The sequence below is a fragment of the Cellulosimicrobium funkei genome, assembly GCF_004519295.1.
GTDB classification, from domain to species: Bacteria; Actinomycetota; Actinomycetes; order Actinomycetales; family Cellulomonadaceae; genus Cellulosimicrobium; species Cellulosimicrobium funkei.
This window is the reverse complement of sequence record NZ_SOZH01000013.1, coordinates 1-18,143: the sequence shown is the minus strand read 5'-3', so window position 1 is coordinate 18,143 and position 18,143 is coordinate 1. Positions and strand designations below refer to the sequence as shown.

At 75.4% G+C, this 18,143-nt stretch carries 19 protein-coding genes and 3 tRNA genes; 9 read left to right on the top strand and 13 right to left on the bottom strand.

Translation table 11 applies throughout. The annotated features are described in order from the left end of the window. Positions 1–266: 266 nt before the first annotated feature. The 3 genes from E1O70_RS18855 to E1O70_RS18845 form a co-directional block, all read right to left on the bottom strand. Positions 267–339, bottom strand: a tRNA-Lys gene (locus E1O70_RS18855). A 125-nt stretch (positions 340–464) separates the two neighbouring features. Beyond that, a tRNA-Lys gene (locus E1O70_RS18850) sits at positions 465–540 on the bottom strand. A gap of 105 nt (positions 541–645) precedes the next feature. Then, the gene (locus E1O70_RS18845; protein WP_031316090.1) at positions 646–1,026 is read right to left on the bottom strand and encodes a GroES family chaperonin; all 381 of its coding nucleotides are present in this window, start codon (positions 1,024–1,026) and stop codon (positions 646–648) included. A 73-nt stretch (positions 1,027–1,099) separates the two neighbouring features. On the opposite strand from E1O70_RS18845, the gene bcp reads away from it, so the two are divergent. Further along, positions 1,100–1,576 (top strand): thioredoxin-dependent thiol peroxidase, encoded by a 477-nt coding sequence (bcp, locus tag E1O70_RS18840; RefSeq protein ID WP_061268538.1) that lies wholly within the window; start codon positions 1,100–1,102, stop codon positions 1,574–1,576. Between the two features lie 92 nt (positions 1,577–1,668). Further along, a tRNA-Leu gene (locus E1O70_RS18835) sits at positions 1,669–1,750 on the top strand. Between the two features lie 260 nt (positions 1,751–2,010). Here E1O70_RS18835 and trxA read toward each other — a convergent pair. Further along, complete coding sequence (gene trxA, locus E1O70_RS18830; RefSeq protein ID WP_061268537.1) at positions 2,011–2,394, bottom strand: thioredoxin; 384 nt, start codon at positions 2,392–2,394, stop codon at positions 2,011–2,013. Positions 2,395–2,508: 114 nt separating this feature from the next. On the opposite strand from trxA, the gene E1O70_RS18825 reads away from it, so the two are divergent. From E1O70_RS18825 to E1O70_RS18805, 5 genes are all read left to right on the top strand, one after another. Continuing rightward, positions 2,509–3,993 carry an MFS transporter gene (locus E1O70_RS18825; RefSeq protein ID WP_061268536.1) on the top strand — a complete coding sequence of 495 codons (1,485 nt, stop codon included), beginning with the start codon at positions 2,509–2,511 and terminating at the stop codon, positions 3,991–3,993. Beyond that, positions 3,986–5,587: an aminotransferase class V-fold PLP-dependent enzyme gene (locus E1O70_RS18820; RefSeq protein WP_082774657.1), complete on the top strand. Its 1,602-nt coding sequence runs from the start codon at positions 3,986–3,988 to the stop codon at positions 5,585–5,587. The genes E1O70_RS18825 and E1O70_RS18820 overlap by 8 nt, the downstream gene beginning before the upstream one ends. A gap of 71 nt (positions 5,588–5,658) precedes the next feature. Further along, positions 5,659–6,228 carry an NUDIX hydrolase family protein gene (locus E1O70_RS18815; protein ID WP_009863909.1) on the top strand — a complete coding sequence of 190 codons (570 nt, stop codon included), beginning with the start codon at positions 5,659–5,661 and terminating at the stop codon, positions 6,226–6,228. Then, the gene (locus E1O70_RS18810; protein WP_061268535.1) at positions 6,225–6,887 is read left to right on the top strand and encodes a Pr6Pr family membrane protein; all 663 of its coding nucleotides are present in this window, start codon (positions 6,225–6,227) and stop codon (positions 6,885–6,887) included. Before E1O70_RS18815 ends, E1O70_RS18810 begins: the two co-directional genes overlap by 4 nt. A gap of 145 nt (positions 6,888–7,032) precedes the next feature. Beyond that, positions 7,033–7,575 (top strand): flavodoxin domain-containing protein, encoded by a 543-nt coding sequence (locus E1O70_RS18805; RefSeq protein WP_061268534.1) that lies wholly within the window; start codon positions 7,033–7,035, stop codon positions 7,573–7,575. Between the two features lie 66 nt (positions 7,576–7,641). Here E1O70_RS18805 and E1O70_RS18800 read toward each other — a convergent pair whose 3' ends face one another. After that, positions 7,642–9,273 (bottom strand): ABC-F family ATP-binding cassette domain-containing protein, encoded by a 1,632-nt coding sequence (locus tag E1O70_RS18800; RefSeq protein WP_061268577.1) that lies wholly within the window; start codon positions 9,271–9,273, stop codon positions 7,642–7,644. A gap of 111 nt (positions 9,274–9,384) precedes the next feature. On the opposite strand from E1O70_RS18800, the gene E1O70_RS18795 reads away from it, so the two are divergent. After that, positions 9,385–9,834, top strand: a complete 450-nt coding sequence (locus E1O70_RS18795) for a DUF3054 domain-containing protein (protein WP_081896078.1) — start codon at positions 9,385–9,387, stop codon at positions 9,832–9,834. On the opposite strand, the gene rdgB is transcribed toward E1O70_RS18795, so the two are convergent. From rdgB to clpS, 6 genes are all read right to left on the bottom strand, one after another. Beyond that, positions 9,823–10,509, bottom strand: a complete 687-nt coding sequence (rdgB, locus tag E1O70_RS18790) for an RdgB/HAM1 family non-canonical purine NTP pyrophosphatase (protein ID WP_061268533.1) — start codon at positions 10,507–10,509, stop codon at positions 9,823–9,825. The two genes, E1O70_RS18795 and rdgB, sit on opposite strands and share 12 nt — an antisense overlap. Then, positions 10,506–11,276, bottom strand: a complete 771-nt coding sequence (gene rph / locus E1O70_RS18785) for a ribonuclease PH (protein ID WP_043652567.1) — start codon at positions 11,274–11,276, stop codon at positions 10,506–10,508. The genes rdgB and rph overlap by 4 nt, the downstream gene beginning before the upstream one ends. A 95-nt stretch (positions 11,277–11,371) precedes the next feature. Further along, positions 11,372–12,202 carry an MBL fold metallo-hydrolase gene (locus tag E1O70_RS18780; protein ID WP_061268532.1) on the bottom strand — a complete coding sequence of 277 codons (831 nt, stop codon included), beginning with the start codon at positions 12,200–12,202 and terminating at the stop codon, positions 11,372–11,374. Next, positions 12,202–13,005: a glutamate racemase gene (gene murI / locus E1O70_RS18775; RefSeq protein ID WP_031316087.1), complete on the bottom strand. Its 804-nt coding sequence runs from the start codon at positions 13,003–13,005 to the stop codon at positions 12,202–12,204. The genes E1O70_RS18780 and murI overlap by 1 nt, the downstream gene beginning before the upstream one ends. 88 nt (positions 13,006–13,093) lie before the next feature. Beyond that, positions 13,094–13,777 carry a DUF2017 family protein gene (locus E1O70_RS18770; RefSeq protein WP_061268531.1) on the bottom strand — a complete coding sequence of 228 codons (684 nt, stop codon included), beginning with the start codon at positions 13,775–13,777 and terminating at the stop codon, positions 13,094–13,096. Then, positions 13,774–14,061 (bottom strand): ATP-dependent Clp protease adapter ClpS, encoded by a 288-nt coding sequence (clpS, locus tag E1O70_RS20205; protein ID WP_218004297.1) that lies wholly within the window; start codon positions 14,059–14,061, stop codon positions 13,774–13,776. The genes E1O70_RS18770 and clpS overlap by 4 nt, the downstream gene beginning before the upstream one ends. Positions 14,062–14,174: 113 nt before the next feature. Here clpS and E1O70_RS18760 point away from each other — a divergent pair, with 113 nt between their 5' ends. Continuing rightward, positions 14,175–15,605 (top strand): nicotinate phosphoribosyltransferase, encoded by a 1,431-nt coding sequence (locus tag E1O70_RS18760; RefSeq protein ID WP_061268529.1) that lies wholly within the window; start codon positions 14,175–14,177, stop codon positions 15,603–15,605. A gap of 65 nt (positions 15,606–15,670) precedes the next feature. Here E1O70_RS18760 and E1O70_RS18755 read toward each other — a convergent pair whose 3' ends face one another. Together E1O70_RS18755 and E1O70_RS18750 are read right to left on the bottom strand one after the other, a co-directional pair. Further along, the gene (locus E1O70_RS18755) at positions 15,671–17,524 is read right to left on the bottom strand and encodes a DEAD/DEAH box helicase (protein WP_061268528.1); all 1,854 of its coding nucleotides are present in this window, start codon (positions 17,522–17,524) and stop codon (positions 15,671–15,673) included. Beyond that, positions 17,521–17,856, bottom strand: a complete 336-nt coding sequence (locus E1O70_RS18750; protein ID WP_021482851.1) for a DUF3039 domain-containing protein — start codon at positions 17,854–17,856, stop codon at positions 17,521–17,523. Before E1O70_RS18750 ends, E1O70_RS18755 begins: the two co-directional genes overlap by 4 nt. Between the last annotated feature and the right edge of the window lie 287 nt (positions 17,857–18,143).

Sequence of the window (18,143 nt, the reverse complement as noted above, 5' to 3'; positions counted from 1 at the left end):
TCCTGTGCGTGGGCACGGACGTGTCCATCGTGGTTCCCTTCCGTGGCGAACGGGTCGACGGGCGGCGCTGCCGAGCGGCGACGACGCCCGCACCGGACCCTTCCCGGCGGGGGTGAACGGGAGGACGGCGGCGGGCGAACTCCGGCGAAACGGACGGCGACGGTTGCGGCGGGCGACCTGCACGGGTGGAGCCGGAGGGCGGATCGCCCGGGCGGCGGACGACGAAGGCCGCCCACCACGAGGGTGGACGGCCTGGTCAGGAAGGGTGCGCCATCAGGGACTCGAACCCCGAACCCGCTGATTAAGAGTCAGCTGCTCTGCCAATTGAGCTAATGGCGCGCGAGAGGGAACACTACCAGCGGCCAGAACCGCCGATCTCCGCGAGGAGACCGGGCCCGCCCGCCGCGCCGGCTCTCGACCGGCACGGCTCGGGCCGCCCGCCATGCGGACGGCCCGATCGGTGGTGGTGCGCCATCAGGGACTCGAACCCCGAACCCGCTGATTAAGAGTCAGCTGCTCTGCCAATTGAGCTAATGGCGCGCGAGAGAAAACACTAGCAGCCGCGGGCGCGCCGGGAAAATCCGTTCCGCCCGCCCTCGTGTGACGTCGGCGACACGGCCCGGCGAGCCCGCGCGGCGGCCCTGGCTAGAGGTACAGCCCCGTCGGGCCGTCCTCCTCGACCTCCTGCGAGACGGCGTGCACGTCACGCTCGCGCAGCAGCACGAGGTCCTTGCCGCCGAGCTCGACCTCGGCGCGCTCGTCCGGGTCGAACAGCACGCGGTCCCCCACCGCGACCTGTCGCACGTGCTCACCGGCCGCGACGACGACGGCCCATGCCAGCCGCTTCGGGCCCACGGCCGTCGCGGGGATGACGAGCCCCGCCGAGCTCTGCCGCTCGCTCGCGTCGACCTCCGGGTCCACGAGCAGGCGGTCGTGCAGCATCCGGATCGGGAGGTCGCGGGCGGCCGACCGGGACGGCGACGGGCGGGACGAGGCGGTGGCGGGGGCGGACGTCGTCTTGCTCACAGCGACAACGCTACCGGTGCCGCCCACCCTCACCTACGCTCGAACCACACCTTGGCCGGACCGAAGGAGATCCATGTCCACGCGCCTCACCGTCGGCGACACCGCTCCCGACTTCTCCCTGCCCGCCGCCGACGGCAGCACCGTCACGCTCTCCGACCTGCGCGGCAAGCACGTCGTCGTCTACTTCTACCCCGCGGCCGGCACGCCCGGCTGCACGACGGAGGCGTGCGACTTCCGCGACAACCTCGCCTCGCTCCAGGGCGCGGGGTACTCGGTCGTCGGCGTCTCCCCCGACCCGGTCGACAAGATCGCCGCGTTCGTCGAGGCCGAGCACCTGACCTTCCCGCTCGTGTCGGACGAGGACAGGTCCGTCCTCGAGGCGTACGGCGCGTGGGGCGAGAAGAAGCTCTACGGCAAGACGGTCGTGGGCGTCATCCGCTCGACGGTCGTCGTCGACCCGGAGGGCAAGGTCGAGCTCGCGCAGTACAACGTGAAGGCCACGGGCCACGTCGCGAAGCTCCGTCGCGACCTCGGCATCGACCCGAGGTAGCGCACCCGGGCGGCGCCGTCCTGGCCCGGTGCGCGTCGAGCGACGCGCACCGGCCGCCGGGGCCGCACCGCCCGCCGTAGACTGACCACCGCGCGCGAGTGGCGTAACTGGCAGCCGCGCCAGGTTTAGGTCCTGGTGTCCTCGGACGTGCGGGTTCGAGTCCCGCCTCGCGCACCCTCCCCGACCCTGCCGGAGTCCCCGTCGTGACGGCGCGGCAGCACTCCCCGGATTCACCCGCACCCGACCTGGACGACCGTCCAGTTCGGTGTCTACCGTGGTGGCAGAGCCGGTGCCCGCACCACTTGCCCCCTGCCGGTACGGGCACCGGCTCCACACCCGCCACGCAGCGCCCGCCCGCGTGACGGGCCTGCGACAGCGACGACGACGGCCCGGCACCCTCGGAGGGTGCCGGGCCGTCGTGGTGTCGTGCAGGCTCAGGCGTCCTGCGCCGGGGAGCCGTCGCTCGCCGCGGCGATCTGACGACGCACGTCCTCCATGTCGAGGCCCTTCACGGCGTCGACGACCTGCTTGAGCACCGGGGCCGGGAGCGCGCCGGGCTGGGAGAACACGAGGATGCCCTCGCGGAACGCCATGAGCGTCGGGATCGACGTGATGTTGGCGGCGGCGGCCAGGCCGCGCTCGGCCTCGGTGTCGATCTTGCCGTGCACGACGTCCGGGTTCTCCTCCGAGGACGCCTCGAAGACGGGCGCGAACATCTTGCACGGTCCGCACCAGTCGGCCCAGAAGTCGACCAGGACGATGTCGTTCTCCTTGATCGTCTGCTCGAACGTGGACTCGGTGAGCGTCTGCGTGGCCATGGATGTTCCTCCTGGGGGCTTGGGGGGTCTGCTACGTAGAGCACACACCCTGCCCGGAGTATTCCCCGCGCACGACCGCGCAGGCCCGGCCCGCGCACCCTCTACGCTGCCCCTGTGACGCACGACACCACCGCGCACCGGCTCTCGCGCACCACGATCGCGGGCTACGCCGCCGGGTCCGTCGGCACCGGCGGGTTCGGCACCCTCCCCGGCCTGGTCCTGCTCGTGTACCTCACCGACGCGCTCGCGGTGCCCGCGACGGCCGCCGGGCTCATCGTCACGGGCGCCAAGGTGTGGGACGTCGTCGTCGACCCGTTCATCGGCTACGGGTCGGACCGCGACCTGGCCCGCACCGGGTCGCGCCGTCGCTTCATGACCCTGGGCGCCCTCACCCTGCCCGTCCTCTTCGCGCTGACGTTCGCCGTCCCCGCGGCCGCCGGGCCGACCGCCGCCGCGATCTGGGTGCTCGTCGCGTTCCTGCTCGCCGCGACGGCGTTCTCGCTGTTCCAGGTGCCGTACATCGCGCTGCCCGCGGAGCTCGACCCCACGTACGACGGCCGCACCCGCCTGCTCGCGTGGCGCGTCGCGACGCTCGCGTTCGCGATCCTCCTGTTCGGGGCGGGCGGACCGGCGCTGCGCGGAGGCGGGGACTCGACGACGGGGTACCTCGTCATGGGCGTCGTGTCGGGCGTCGTCATCGGCGCCGGGATGCTCGTGGCCGCGCGGGTCGCGCCGCGCGCACCCCGCGGCGCCGGCACGCCCGCTCCCCCGGCCGGCACGACCACGGCCTCGGCCGGAGCCACCACCGCCTCGCCCGGCACCGCTGCGGGGTCGACCGCCCCCGCCTCGGCGTCGCGCGCCTGGACCCTCGCGGTGCGCGAGGCGGTCGACGCCCTGCGCCGCTCGCGCCCGTTCCGCACCCTGCTCGCCGCGTTCGTGCTCCAGGCCGTCGCGACGGGGCTCATGCTCGCCGGGGCGGCGTACGTCGCGCGGTACGTGCTGCGCGACGAGGCGGCCGTCAGCTACCTGTTCGCGGCGCTCGTCGCGCCCGCGCTGCTCTGCATGCCGCTGTGGACCCGGCTCGCGCGCCGCGACGGCAAGGAGCGCGGGTTCGTCGTCGCGACCGTGATGTTCGCGGTCGCTGCGCTCGGGATGGTCCCGCTCGTGTGGGCACCCGGTGCGTGGGTCTACGTCCCCACCGCGCTCGCCGGCGTCGCGTACGCGGGCATGCAGGCGCTGCCGCTCGCGATGCTCCCCGACGCCATCGCGCACGACGCGCGGACGCACGGCGAGGGCCGCGGCGGCGCCTTCGGCGGCGTGTGGACGGCGGGCGAGACGACGGGCATGGCGCTCGGTGCCGCGGTGCTCTCGCTCGTCCTCGGGATCACCGGGTACGTGTCCACGCGGGCGGGCGAGACGGTCGCCCAGCCGCCCGCCGCGGTGGACGGGATCGCGCTCTCCTTCTCGGTCGTGCCCGCCGCGCTCGTCCTGCTGAGCCTCGTCCCGCTCGTGCGATACGGTCTGCGCAGGGGGGACATCGACGACACAGCACCGGAGCTGCCGCGTGACCACGCCCCGACCGACCGAGCCCGTGACTGACACGGGATCGACCGCCCCCGGCGCCCTGCCGCGGCCCGCCGACGCGGTGCCGCTGCGCACCGACGGAATCCTCGACCGGCTCGCCGCGCTCCGCGCGGCCGACGCCCCGACGCACGGCGGACGCGTCCTGTCCTACGTCTACGACCCCGGTCTCGCCGAGCTCGACGAGCTCGCCGCCGCCGCCGCGCGCGCCGTCCAGCCGGTCAACGGGCTCGACCCCACGACGTTCACGTCGGTCGCCGTCATGGAGGGCGAGCTCCTCGGGTTCGCACGCACGATGCTGCACGGGCCGGCCGACGGGCCCGACGCCGTCGTGGGCTCGGTGACGTCCGGCGGGACGGAGAGCTGCCTGCTCGCGGTGAAGATCGCGCGCGAGGGGTTCCGCGCCGAGCACCCGGACGTGCGGCCCCGCGTCGTGGCCCCCGTGAGCGTGCACGCGGCGTTCCGCAAGGCCGCGCAGCACCTCGACGTGGACCTGACGCTCGTCCCCGTCGACCCGGCCACGGGGACGCCCGCCGCCGCCGACCTCGTCGCGGCGCTCGACGCCGAGGACGTCGCGCTCGTCGTCGTGTCCGCGCCGTCGTACCCGCAAGGCGTCGTCGACCCGGTCGCCGAGGTCGCCGCGGCCGCCGCCGCGCGCGGCGTGCCCGTGCACGTGGACGCGTGCGTCGGCGGCTGGGTGCTGCCGTTCTGGGTCGCGGCCGGGGGCGAGGAGGTGCCGCCGTTCGACTTCTCCGTGCCGGGCGTGACGAGCATCTCCGCGGACGTGCACAAGTACGGCTACGCGCCCAAGGGCGCGTCCGTCCTGCTCGTGCGCGGGCGCGACCGCCAGCGCCGGCAGTTCTTCGCGACGACGGGCTGGCCGGGGTACCCGGTCGTCAACCCGACGCTGTCCGGGTCGCGCTCCGCCGCGCCGCTCGCCGCGGCGTGGGCCGTGAGCCAGGCCCTCGGCACCGCGGGGTACTCGGCCCTCACCGCGCGGTGCGTGCGCGCGACCTACGCCCTGCGCGCGGCGGTGGACGCGATTGACGGGCTCCGCGTCGTCGGCCGCCCCACCGGCCCGCTCGTCGCCGTGGCGACCGACGAGTCCGTGCCGCCCGAGCGGCGCGTCGACCCGCACCTGTGGGCCGACGCCGTCCGGTCCCTCGGGTGGGTGCTCCAGCCGCAGCCCGGGCTCGTCCAGGACGACGGCACGCGCCTGCCGCACACGACCCACCTCACGGTCACGCCCGTCACCGAGGCCGGGCTCGACGGCCTCGTCGCCGCGCTCGGCGCGGGCGCCGACGCCGTCCGCGGCGCCGGGCGCCCTGACGTGAGCGGGGTGCTCGCCGCGCTCGCCGGGGGGTTCGCACCGGGGGCCGCCGCACCCACCGCCGACGAGATGTGGGGCGCGCTCGTCGGGGTGCTCGCCGCGGACGACCGCGGGCCCGAGGGCGACGACGACCCGAGCCCGCGCGGCTCGGTCCTGCCCGACCGCCTCGCCCCGCTCATGGCCCTCATGGAGGTGCTGCCCGCACCGGTCGCGGAGCAGGCGCTCGTCGAGATCGTGGCGCGCGTCTCCGAGCCGCACGCCGAGGCGCCCGGCACGGCGTGACGGCCGCACGACCGGGCAGTGGCGCCCGGGGCGGACTCGCCCCGCCGCACCGCTCGGGGTAGAACAGTCGCGTGACCGACACCGCCGACTTCCCGCCCGACGACTTCTCCCACGACAACCCGCGCCCCGCGGGCTGGCTCAGCGCCGAGGAGATCGCGGTCGCGCGCGCCCAGCTCCCGCTCGTCTACGTCGACGCCGTCCCCGTCCGGGTCGACGACTCGGGCGACGTCGTCGCGGTCGGCCTCCTGCTGCGCGTGACGCCCGAGGGCATGATGACGCGGGCCCTCGTCTCCGGGCGGGTCATGTTCCACGAGCGCATCCGCGACGCGCTGCTGCGCCACATCGAGAAGGACCTCGGCCCGGTCGCGCTGCCGCAGGTGCCCGCGTCCCCGCAGCCCTTCACGGTCGCCGAGTACTTCCCGACGCCGGGCATCACGTCCTACCACGACCCCCGCCAGCACGCGGTCTCGCTCGCGTACGTCGTGCCGGTGACGGGCGACTGCCGGCCGCAGCAGAACGCCCTCGAGCTCGCGTGGCTCACGCCCGAGCAGGCGTGCAGCGACGAGGTCCAGCTCGAGATGCGCGGCGGCCAGGGGGTGCTGCTGCGCCAGGCGATGGCGTACGTCGGCCGCCTGCCGTGACCGACGCGCCGGGCGTCCGGGCCGACGCGGGCCGGCACCTCGTGGCCCGCACCCTGCACGCGCTCGTCGCCGTCGCGGCGCTCACGGGCGTCGTCCTGGAGGTCGCGATCGCGCTCGTCGACGGTCCCGGCACGGCCCCGAGCCAGGCCGAGCGCCTCGTGCGCCTGTTCTCCTACTTCACGATCCAGTCGAACCTGCTCGTCGGGGTCGTCTCCGTCCTGCTCGCGGCGCGACCCGCGCGCGACGGGACCGTCTTCCGCGTCGCGCGCCTCGACGCGCTGCTGTGCATCGCGGTGACCGGGATCGTCTACAACACGGTCCTGCGTGGTCTGCAGGACCTGACGAGCGCCGGCCAGGTCTCGAACCTCCTGCTGCACCTCGTCGCGCCGCTGCTCGCCGTGGCCGCGTGGGGACTCGTGGGCCCGCGCCCGCGGGTCGACGCCGCGACGGTCTGGTGGTCCGTCGCGTACCCGCTCGCGTGGATCGCGTACACGTTCGTCCGGGGCGCCGTCGTCGGCTGGTACCCGTACCCGTTCCTCGACGTGGGCGAGCTCGGCCTCGGCCGGGCGCTCGTGAACACCGCCGTCGTGGCGGTCGTCTTCCTCGCCCTCGCGTGGCTCGTGCGCGTCGTCGACTCCCGCCTGCGCCCCGCGCCCTGACCCTCTCGCGCCCCGGCAGTGCGCCCGGGACCAAGGGCCCGCACGCTCGTTCCCGTCGGCCCTGGGCCTCGCGCCCTCGGAGCCGGACGCTGGAGGGAGGGGACCCGTCCGGTCCGGACGGGCGGTCGACGAAGGGGTGAGCGCGATGGACGCCGCAGTGATCTACGAGTCGATGTACGGCAACAGCGAACGCGTCGCGCAGGCCATCGCGGAGGGGCTGTGCGAGACGGTGCGCGTCGAGGTCGTCGACGTGACCGACCCGGCCGCCCACCCGGACGCCCTGCGCCACGTGCAGCTGGTGGTCGCCGGCGGCCCGACGCACGCCCTGGGCATGACGCGCCCCGCGACCCGCGCCGAGGCGGTGCAGCGCGCGACGGGCCCGGTCTCCGACCGGGCCACCGGGCTGCGCGAGTGGGTGGAGTCCCTCCCGCCTCAGGAGGAGGGGCGGCTCGCCGCGACGTTCGACACGCGCGCGACGAAGGTCCGCTCGCTCCCGGGCTCGGCAGCCCGCGGCGCCGCCAGGGCGATGCGCCGCGCGGGGTTCCGGCTCGTCGTCCCGTCCGCGTCGTTCTACGTCGGCGACGTCGAGGGACCCCTGGACGACGGCGAGCTCGACCGGGCGCGCGCGTGGGGTCGCGCGCTGGGCAAGGTGCTCGTCCCGGCGGAGAGCCCGGCCGAGGGCCGCTGACCAGCCGGGCCCGCCCGCCCCCTGGCCACGACGCTCCGGCCGGTCCGGCGCTGAGGGCGCAGCGGGTCAGCCGAGCTCGAGCCGGGGCCAGTCGTCGAGGTCCTCGCGCATGCGGCGGTCGTGCGTCGCCACGACGACCGCCGCGGGCGTGACGCGCAGCGCCTGGGTGAGCTCGTCGACGAGGTCGATCGACAGGTGGTTGGTCGGCTCGTCGAGCACCAGCACGTGCGGCGCCGCGAGGAGCGCGCGGGCGAGGTCGAACCGCCGGCGCTGCCCCGCGGACAGCTCGCGCAGCGGTCGCTCGAGGTCCTCCTCCGTGAGCAGGCCCAGGAACGCGACGGGGACGAGGTGGTCCGGGTCGAGGCGGCCCGCGTCGAGCAGGTCGAGCGCCTCGCGCGCGTACTCGTCGAACCCGGTGCGGTCCTCCGCCTCCGGGGGAAGCGCCGGGCCCTCCTGCGCGACGACGCCCAGCCGCGCGCCGTCGACCACGGACCGGGTGCCGCGGTCGAGGGGCACCAGGCCCGCGAGCGCGGCGAGGAACGTCGACTTGCCGCTGCCGTTCGGCCCGGTCACGAGCAGCCGCCCCGAGGGCGGGAGCGCGACCCGGGTCCCCGGCAGGTCGAGGCGCGCGCCGCCGTCGGGCCCGACGCGCGGGCTGCGCAGCTCGAGCACCGGGTCGCCCGGCTCCCAGCCCGGCGACATCGCGGGGAGCTCGGGGAACACGAGCTGGAGCGGCGGCACGGGTACCTCGACGGCCTCCGCCTCGAGCTGCTGGAGGCGCCGGTCCGCGGCCTTGACGTGGATCCGGGCGCGCGTCGCGCGGCGGTGCTTCTGGCTGCCCTTGGGCGGGCGCCACTCGTCGGACAGCCCCTCGTACGACGCGTCGAGGACCGCCGCGAGCTTCTCCGCGCGCTTCTGCTCCGCCCGGAACCGCTGCCGCCACCGGTGCAGCGCCTGGTTCTTCGCGAACCGGTAGGAGAGGTACCCCGACTGCCCGTAGAGCACCGGCTTCCCGTCCATCGCCGGGTCGAGGTCGAGGATCTCGGTCGCGACGTCGTCGAGCAGCTGGCGGTCGTGCGTGACCATGACCACGCCGCCGCGCCACGCGACGAGCTCACCGGTGAGGAAGTCGATCCCGCCGGTGTCGAGATGATTGGTCGGCTCGTCGAGGAGGAGCAGGTCGGCGCGCTCGGCCAGCCGGCACGCGAGCCGCACGCGGTAGCGCTCGCCGACGGACAGGGTCGCGAGCTCGCGGTCCCGGTCGCGGCACGCGCCGAGGCGCGAGAGCGCGACGTCGACCCGGCGGTCCGCGTCCCACACCGCGATGTGCTCGGCGCGGGCGAGGATCTCCGTGAGCTCGGCGAGGTCGCCCGCCTCGTGGTCGAAGTCCCGGGCCGCCGCCTCGAGCTCGGCAGCGACCGCCCGCAGCCCGCTCAGCGTCGCGGCGACGAGCGTGCCGACCGTCTGGCCCGGCGCGATCGCGAGCTCCTGCTCGACGAGCGCGAGCGAGCCCGCGCGGCGCACCTCCCCGCGGCCGGGCGCGAGGTCGCCGGAGAGCACGTGCAGGAGCGTCGACTTGCCCGTGCCGTTCTCCCCCACGACCCCGAGCCGCGTCCCCGCGGCGACGCGCAGCCCGACCCCGTCGAGGACGGGGCGTCCGGGGTAGGCGAAGGCGAGGTCGTCGGCGGCGAGGTGCACGGGGACCACCCTATGTTCCTGGGGATCGACCCTCCGCGTCCCGGGATCGACCCGCCAGGGCCGGTCCGGGCCGTGCGGAGACGGTCCCGCGGGCGGGGTACCGTCGGGAGCATGACCGACCTCGCGCCCACCGGACCGCGCCCTCGTCGCCCCGGGCTCGTCGTGCTCGCCGCGCTGGCCGACGTCGCGTGCGTCCTCGCGCTGGCGACCGGCGGCCTCGCGACGCACTCCGCCGACGAGGGCCTGACGCGGCTGCTCGTCGTGGCGTGGCCGTTCGCCGCGGGCGCCGCGCTGGGCTGGCTCGTCACGCGCGCGTGGCGTCGGCCGTGGGCCCTGTGGCCGACGGGCGTGGTCGTCTGGGGCTGCACGTGGGCGCTGGGCGTCCTGCTGCGCGTGCTCACCGACCAGGGCGTGGCCCCGGCCTTCCAGCTCGTGTCGTTCGGGTTCCTCGCGGTGACGATGCTCGGCTGGCGCGGCGTGGTCGCGCTCGTCGGCGTCCTGCGGCCGGGCGACCGCCGACGCCGCGAGCGCGAGCTCGCCGGCCGCCCCCTACCGCGCTGAGAGCGCCGCGACGACGTCCGGCGCGAGAGCGCGGAACGCCTTGCCGCGGTGGCTGATCGCGTTCTTCTCCGCCGGGCTCAGCTCGGCCGCCGAGCGGGCCGTGCCCGCGCCGGGCTGCTCGTCCGGCAGGAGGATCGGGTCGTAGCCGAACCCGTTCGCGCCGCGCGGCGCGGTGAGCAGGGTCCCGCGCATCTCCCCCGTCCGCACGACCTCGGTGCCGTCGGGCGTGACGAGCGCCGCCGCGCACACGAAACCGGCCGCGCGGTGCTCCGCGCGCACGTCGCCGAGCTGCGCGAGCAGGAGCTCGAGGTTGGCGACATCGTCGCCGTGCCGCCCCGCCCAGCGCGCCGAGAAGATCCCGGGTGCGCCGCCCAGCACGTCGACGGCGAGACCGGAGTCGTCCGCGACGGCCGGCAGCCCGGTGGCCGCGACGAGGGCGCGCGCCTTGATGAGCGCGTTCTCGGCGAAGGTCACGCCGTCCTCGACGGGCTCGGGCGCGCCGACGTCGCCCGCGCCGACGATCGCCTCGGGCGCGAGCTCGAGCCCCGGGTGCGCGTCGAGCTCGGCCGCGAGGATCGCGCGCAGCTCGGCGATCTTGCCCGGGTTGTGCGTCGCGAGGACGAGTCGCGCGCCGTCGGGCACGACGACGCCGGTCGCCTCGGGCGTGCCGCTCACCGCGGGTCCGCCGCGAGCGCCGCGCGCTGGATCGCCGTGAGGTCGGCGGTGCCGGCCACCGCGAGGTCGAGCAGCGCGTCGAGCTCGGCGCGGTCGAACGGGGCGTGCTCCGCGGTGCCCTGCACCTCGACGAACGTCCCGGAGCCCGTGACGACGACGTTCATGTCCGTCTCGGCACGGACGTCCTCGACGTACGGGAGGTCGAGCATGGGCGTGCCGTCGATGATCCCGACGCTCACGGCCGCGACGGAGTCGGTCAGCACGGGCTTGCCGCCCTTGATGTGGCCGTGCCGCTGGCCCCACGCGACGGCGTCGGCGAGCGCGACGTAGGCGCCGGTGATCGCGGCGGTGCGTGTGCCGCCGTCGGCCTGGAGGACGTCGCAGTCGAGCACGATCGTGTTCTCGCCGAGCGCGGAGACGTCGATGATCGCGCGCAGGGACCGGCCGATGAGCCGCGAGATCTCGTGCGTGCGCCCCCCGATCTTGCCCTTGACCGACTCGCGCTGGCTGCGCTCGTTCGTCGCGCGCGGCAGCATCGCGTACTCGGCGGTGACCCAGCCCTCGCCCGACCCCTTGCGCCAGCGCGGCACGCCCTCGGTGAACGACGCCGCGCACAGCACGCGCGTGCGGCCGAACTCGACGAGCACGCTGCCCTCGGCCTGGTCGAGCCAGTGGCGGGTGATGGTCACGGGGCGGAGCTGGTCGGGCGTGCGGCCGTCGGCGCGGAGGGGCGCGGCCGTGCCCGGAGACGAGGAGGGGATGGTCATGCCGCCACCCTACCGACCCCCGGCCCACCGCTGAGCGCGGTGGATGGTCACATCTTCCCGCGCTGCCGACGGTGGCTCGTCCCCGCGCTCAGCGGTCAGAGGTCGAAGACCGCGCCCGTCGTGGCGACGTCGACCGGGCCGGTGTACGTCTCGCGCGCCTCGGCGCGCGAGCGCTCGGGGTCGTTCCACGCGGGCAGGTGCGTGAGCACGAGCCGGCGCGCGCGGGCCGCGGTCGCGACCTCGCCCGCGCGCCGCCCCGTGAGGTGGATGCCCCGCTCGACGCCGTCGTCGCGGCCCTCGTGGAACGCCGCCTCCGACAGGAGCAGGTCGGCGTCGCGCGCGAGCTCGACCACGCCGTCGCACGCGTCCGTGTCCCCCGTGTACGCGAGGACGGCGCTCTCCCCCGGGCGCAGCGTCGACGGCCCGGTGACGCGCACCCCGTACGCCTCGACCGGGTGGAACACGCGGTACGGCTCGAGGACGAGCGGGCCGACCCGGACCGGCGCGCCCGGCTCCCACGCGCGCACGTCGAGCTCCTCCGTCACGCCGTCGCCCGGCTCCGCGCCGTACGCCGCCTCGATGCGAGCGGCCGTGCCCGCCGGGCCCAGCACGGTGAGCCGGCTCGGCACGCCCGTGCGGGTCGAGCCGCGGACCGGGTGGTAGCGCAGGTACACGTACAGGCCGCAAACGTCGACGAAGTGGTCGGGGTGCAGGTGGGACAGTCCCACGGCGTCGACGTCGAGCGGCTCGACGAACCGCTGCAGCGCGCCCAGCGACCCGTTGCCCAGGTCCAGCACGACGTTCCAGTCGCGCGCCTCGAACCCCGCGGCCGCGGCCTCCGCGGCCGGGACCTGGACCAGGTACGACGACGCGGGCGACGCCGGGCCCGCGAACGAACCCGAGCACCCGACCGTGACGAGACGCATCAGGCCGCCTCCACGCTCAGCACCTCGGGGCCGAGGAACCGGCGCGCGAGGTGCTCGAACGGCTCCGCGCTCCCCGTCGCGAGGAACCGGTGCCGCGGCGGCCCCGCGTCGCGCGAGCGCTCGAGGTCGTGCGCGACGAGCGTGCGGTACACGTCCTTCGCGGTCTCCTCCGCGCTCGACACGAGCGTGACCTCGTCGCCCATGACGTACGAGATCGCGCCCGTCAGCAGCGGGTAGTGCGTGCACCCGAGCACGAGCGTGTCCACGCCCGCGGCCTTCACCGGGTCCAGGTAACGGTGCGCGACCTCCAGCACCTCGGGGCCCGACGTCACGCCCTGCTCGACCAGCGGCACGAACTCGGGGCACGCCTGGGTCGTCAGGGTCAGGCCGGGGGTCACGGCGAACGCGTCCTCGTACGAGCGCGACGTGATCGTGGCCCGCGTCCCGATGACGCCGATGCGGCCCGACCGCGTCGCGGCCACGGCGCGGCGCGCCGCCGGGAGGATCACCTCGACGACCGGGAGCCCGTGGCGCTGCGTGTACCGCTCGCGCGCGTCGCGCAGCACCGCGGACGACGCGGAGTTGCACGCGATGACGAGCATCTTCACGCCGTCGTCGACGAGCTGGTCCATGATCGCCAGCGCCATCGCTCGGACCGCCGCGAGCGGCTTCGGCCCGTACGGGCTGTTCGCGGTGTCCCCGATGTAGAGGAGGGCCTCGTTGGGGAGCTGGTCGAGGATCGAGCGTGCCACGGTCAGGCCACCCACGCCCGAGTCGAAGATCCCGATGGGAGCGTCGTTCACCCGGCCGAGCCTACTGTCGCCGCCCCGCGCGAGGCGCCCCGAACCACGCGCACGCCGCTGTGGCAGCGCCCACAGGTCCCCGCCACGCTCAGCCTCGCGGCTCGGGACGCGGACCGCCCCGCCCCGCCCGCAGGTCCGCGAGCATGCCGTCGACGAGCGACTCCTGGAGCAGCCCCGTGAGGAGGAACACGCTCACGAGGAAGCGGCGCGGCGCACCCCCCACCTCGCCGTCGTCCGGGCCGTCTTCGCCCTCCCGGTCCAGCTCGTCGTACAGGCCCTCGACCTGCTCGTCCGTGCGCAGGTCCAGGCGCTCGGCCAGGACGAGGCGCACGTCGGTCAGGGCGCCCGCGACGTCCTGCGCCTCCTCGCGCCCGACGACGAACGGCGCCGCCTCGGCCGGCTCGGAGTCCACGAGCATCCGGCCGAGCAGCACCAGCCGCCCCACCTTGCGCGCCGCGAGGTCGTCCTGCGTGAAGCGCCGGAACTCGTGCGCCACCTCGACGTCGTCCGACGCGTCCGGGAGCAGACGGCGCACGGCCGGGTCCGGCGGCGGCGTCGCGTCCGACCCGCCGCCACCGGGCGTCGGGCCCGTCCAGCCCGGGGGCGACCACGCGTCGTCGGGCGCGGACCGGCCCGGCGCGTCCGACGCCCGCCCGGGGACGCCCTCCTGGAGCATCTGCGCGACGTCGCCCGCGAGCTGCGCCAGCACGATCCGCTCCGACGGCTCGAGCTCGGCGACGTACCCGTGCGCCTCCGCGCGGAACGGCCTCACTGCTCGCCGTCCTTCTGGAGCGTCGCCCACAGCCCGAACGAGTGCATCGCCTGCACGTCGACCTCCATGCGCTCGCGGTCACCCGTGGACACGACGGCCCGGCCCTCCTGGTGCACCTGCAACATCAGCTCGTGGGCACGCGCGGTGGAGTACCCGAAGTACGACTCGAACACGTACGCGACGTAGCTCATGAGGTTGACCGGGTCGTTCCACACGAGGGTGACCCACGGGCTGTCGAGCCGGGTCGCCTCCTCGGTGCGGACCGCCTCCTCGGGCACGGTCAGGGAGGCCCGCGCGGCAGCGGGGCGGGTGAAGATGGGGTGGGGTCTCACGTCACCACTCTATTCGCGGGCCTGTCGGCGCCCACCGCGGCGGTCGCTGCCCTACGGTATTCCGCATGAGCCTCGCCGACCCGGGCAGCGTCGCCCTCCCCGCGACCGACAGCGCTGCCCCCTCCGCCTCGCCGACGCAGCGGCCGTCGTACCAGCCGACGTACCAGCCCGGTGCGTCGACCGCGCTCCTCACCGACCGCTACGAGCTGACGATGCTCCAGGCGGCGCTCGCCGACGGCACCGCGGGCCGGCACTGCCTCTTCGAGGTCTTCACGCGCCGCCTCCCGCCGGGTCGGCGGTACGGCGTCCTCGCCGGGACCGGGCGGGTCCTGGAGGCGCTGTCGTCGTTCCGCTTCTCCGCCGCCGAGCTCGACTGGCTGCACGCGCAGTCCGTCGTCGACGACCGCACCCTCGAGTTCCTCGCCGGCTACCGCTTCACCGGGACGATCACCGGGTACCCCGAGGGCGAGGTCTTCTTCCCCCAGTCGCCGGTGATGACGGTCGAGGGCACGTTCGCCGAGGCGGTGCTGCTCGAGACCCTCGTCCTGTCGATCCTCAACTACGACTCGGCCGTCGCGTCCGCCGCGTCCCGCATGACGAGCGCCGCCGTCGAGCGCCCGTGCCTCGAGATGGGGGCGCGGCGCGCGCACGAGCAGGCGGCCGTCGCCGCGGCGCGGGCCGCCGTCGTCGGCGGGTTCGCCGGGACGTCGAACCTCGAGGCGGGCCGCCGGTACGGCCTCGAGACCATCGGCACCGCCGCGCACGCCTTCACGCTCCTGCACGACGACGAGAAGTCCGCCTTCGCGTCGCAGGTCGCGTCCCTCGGACCCGGCACCACGCTGCTCGTCGACACCTACGACGTGCGCCGCGGCGTCGAGAACGCCGTCGAGGCGGCCAGCGGCCGCCTCGGTGCCGTGCGGCTCGACTCCGGCGACCTCGGCGTCCTCGCCGTCGAGGTGCGCCGCCAGCTCGACGCCCTCGGCGCGCACGACACGAAGATCACCGTGACCTCCGACCTCGACGAGTACGCCATCGCGTCGCTCGCCGCCGCGCCCGTCGACTCCTACGGCGTCGGCACCTCCCTGGTCACCGGCTCCGGCGCCCCCACGTGCGGCATGGTCTACAAGCTCGTCGCCCGCGCCGACTCCAGCGGCGTGCTCCAGCCCGTCGCCAAGGCGTCCACCGCCAAGACGAGCACGGGCGGCCGCAAGTGCGCCGCCCGCCGCTACGACGCCGACGGGCGCGCGGTCGAGGAGGTCGTCGTCACGGGTGCCGACCTCGCCGTGCAGGAGTGGGAGCCCGACGACGTCGACCTGCGTCGGCTCCAGGTGCCCCTCGTCGTCGACGGCGCCGTCGACTCGCGCTGGGTCGGGTCGTACGGCGTGGAGAACGCCGCGCACCGCCACCGCGAGGCCCGCGCCGAGCTGCCCCGCGGCGCGCGCCGCCTCTCCGCCGGCGACCCGGCGATCCCGACGGTCGTGCACACGCTGCCCTGACTCCCCGACCGGGCCGCGACCCGGTCGCGGCCGGGCGCACGGCCCGGCCGCCGAGATCACGGGGGCTACCGCTTCCCGACGAACCAGCCGCGCACCGTCGCGACCCGGGCGTCGAGCTGCTCGACCGTCGCGAGCGGGACCTCGGGCCCGCCGCAGCGGCGCCGGAGCTCGGTGTGCACCGACCCGTGCGGCTGCCCGCTGCGGCGCGACCACGCCGAGACGAGCTGCTGGAGCTCCTTGCGGAGCTCCGCGGCGCGCCGATGGTCCATCTCGGCCCGCTCGCGCTCCGCGGACTGCGTGGTGCGCGAGCGCGCGCTCATCTGGTCGGCCTGCCGCTGACGCAGGAGGGTCGTGACCTGGTCCGCGTCGAGCAGGCCGGGCAGCCCGAGGAAGTCGAGTTCCTCGTCCGAGCCGACGTCCGCGCCCGTGCCGAACTCGCCGCCGTCGAACAGCACGCGGTCGAACGACGCCTGGGCCTCGAGCGCCTCGAACGAGCCCTGGACGAGCTCGCCCGACGCCTTGTCCTCGCGGTTCGCCTCGGCGAGCAGGGCGTCCTCGGGGTTGAACCCCTCCCCCTGCTCCTCCGCGGTGAGTGGCCGGTCGAGCGCGTGGTCGCGCTCGATCTCGAGCCCGTTCGCGAGCTCGAGCAGGTGCGGCACGCTGGGCAGGAACACCGACGCCGTCTCCCCGCGCTTGCGGGCACGCACGAACCGCCCGACGGCCTGCGCGAAGAACAGCGGCGTCGCGGTCGAGGTCGCGTACACGCCCACCGCGAGCCGCGGGACGTCGACGCCCTCCGACACCATCCGGACGGCGACCATCCAGCGCGCGTCGCCGTCGGAGAACTCCTCGATGCGGCTGCTCGCGCCGTCGTCGTCCGAGAGGACGACCGTCGGCGACTTCCCGGTGATGCGCGCGAGGTGGCCCGCGTACGCGCGCGCGTCCGTCTGGTCGGTCGCGATGACGAGGCCGCCCGCGTCGGGGATCGCCCGCCGGACCTCGGTCAGCCGCTTGTCCGCCGCCGCGAGGACCGACGGGATCCACTCGCCGTTCGGGTCCAATGCGGTGCGCCACGCCTGGCCCGTCATGTCCTTGGTGAGCGCCTCGCCGAGACGCGCGCTCACCTCGTCGCCGGCCTTCGTGCGCCAGCGCATGTTGCCCGAGTAGGACAGGAACAGCACCGGGCGCACGACGTGGTCGCGCAGCGCGTCGCCGTACCCGTACGTGTAGTCGGCGCGCGACCGCCGGATGCCGTCGGGACCGCGCTCGTACTCGACGAACGGGATGGCCGCGGTGTCCGAGCGGAAGGGCGTGCCCGTGAGCGCGAGGCGCCGGGTCGCGTCCTCGAAGGCCTCACGCACCGCGTCGCCCCACGACAGCGCGTCGCCGCCGTGGTGCACCTCGTCGAGGATGACGAGCGTGCGGTCGGCCGTCGTGCGCGCCGCGTGCAGCGCCGGCTTCGCGGCGATCTGCGCGTACGTGAGCGCGACGCCGTCGTAGTGCGCGCCGTGCCGGCCCTGGCTGTTGCGGAAGTTCGGGTCGATCCGGATGCCGACGCGCGCCGCGGCGTCGGCCCACTGGTGCTTGAGGTGCTCGGTCGGGGCGACGACGGTCACGCGCCGCACCACGCCCTGCTCCAGGAGCTCGGTCGCGACGCGCAGCGCGAACGTCGTCTTGCCCGCGCCGGGTGTCGCGACGGCGAGGAAGTCGCGCGGCGCGCGCGTGCGGTACAGCTCGAGCGCCTCGGCCTGCCAGGCGCGCAGCTTGGACGCCGAGCCCCACGGGGCGCGCCGCGGGAACGCCGGCGAGAGGTGCGACGCCGCCGCGGAGGACGGGCTCTGGGGTGCCGGCGGCGAGGTCCTGCTACGGGAGTCGGGGGCGGAGTAACCGGTGGACGTCGTGTGGTGCTCCGCGCTCACTTGCCGGAGTCACCCTCGCCGTCCTGCGGGTCTCGCAGTCCCTCGTAGATCTCCTTGCACGTGGGGCACACGGGGAACTTGTTCGGGTCACGGCCGGGCACCCAGACCTTGCCGCACAGCGCGATCACCGGCTTGCCGGAGAGCGCCGACTGCATGATCTTCTCCTTGCGCACGTAGTGCGCGAAGCGTTCGTGGTCGCCGGGCTCGGTCTGCTCGCGCGTCTCCTCGCGCTCGAGCACCCCGGTCGACGTGCCGGTCGTCGGCTCGGTCGCAGGAGTCCGGAACGGGTCCTCGGGACCCCCGGGTGGCGTGCTCGCGCGGAGTTCGATCATGGAGTGAAGTCTACGTCGCGACGCCCACACGTCGGGCGGCCGTCGCCGCGGCCGGTCCGCGCGCCGTGCGACACCCGCCGCGCGGACCACGGGCCGCGGGACGGGAGACGACGAAGCCCGCCGACGCACGGTCCAGGGGCGTGGACCGCGCGCCGACGGGCGGCTCGGTGTCGCGGGAGCTCCCGCGAGGTGTCGTCGACCCGTCGGGTCAGAGGCCCTGCCAGTCGGGCTTGGACGCGTACGTCTGGCGGTAGTAGTCGCCGAGCTGCAGGCGCGAGGCCGCCGCG

Bases quoted from the DNA above. Each gene is read 5' to 3' on its own strand.
- E1O70_RS18780 (WP_061268532.1), bottom strand. From the start codon at position 12,202: ATGCGTCTCGTCACGGTCGGGTGCTCGGGTTCGTTCGCGGGCCCGGCG.
- E1O70_RS18760 (WP_061268529.1), top strand. From the start codon at position 14,175: ATGAGCCTCGCCGACCCGGGCAGCGTCGCCCTCCCCGCGACCGACAGC.
- trxA (WP_061268537.1), bottom strand. From the start codon at position 2,394: ATGGCCACGCAGACGCTCACCGAGTCCACGTTCGAGCAGACGATCAAG.
- E1O70_RS18795 (WP_081896078.1), top strand. From the start codon at position 9,385: ATGACCGACCTCGCGCCCACCGGACCGCGCCCTCGTCGCCCCGGGCTC.
- rph (WP_043652567.1), bottom strand. From the start codon at position 11,276: ATGACCATCCCCTCCTCGTCTCCGGGCACGGCCGCGCCCCTCCGCGCC.
- E1O70_RS18750 (WP_021482851.1), bottom strand. From the start codon at position 17,856: ATGATCGAACTCCGCGCGAGCACGCCACCCGGGGGTCCCGAGGACCCG.
- E1O70_RS18805 (WP_061268534.1), top strand. From the start codon at position 7,033: ATGGACGCCGCAGTGATCTACGAGTCGATGTACGGCAACAGCGAACGC.
- bcp (WP_061268538.1), top strand. From the start codon at position 1,100: ATGTCCACGCGCCTCACCGTCGGCGACACCGCTCCCGACTTCTCCCTG.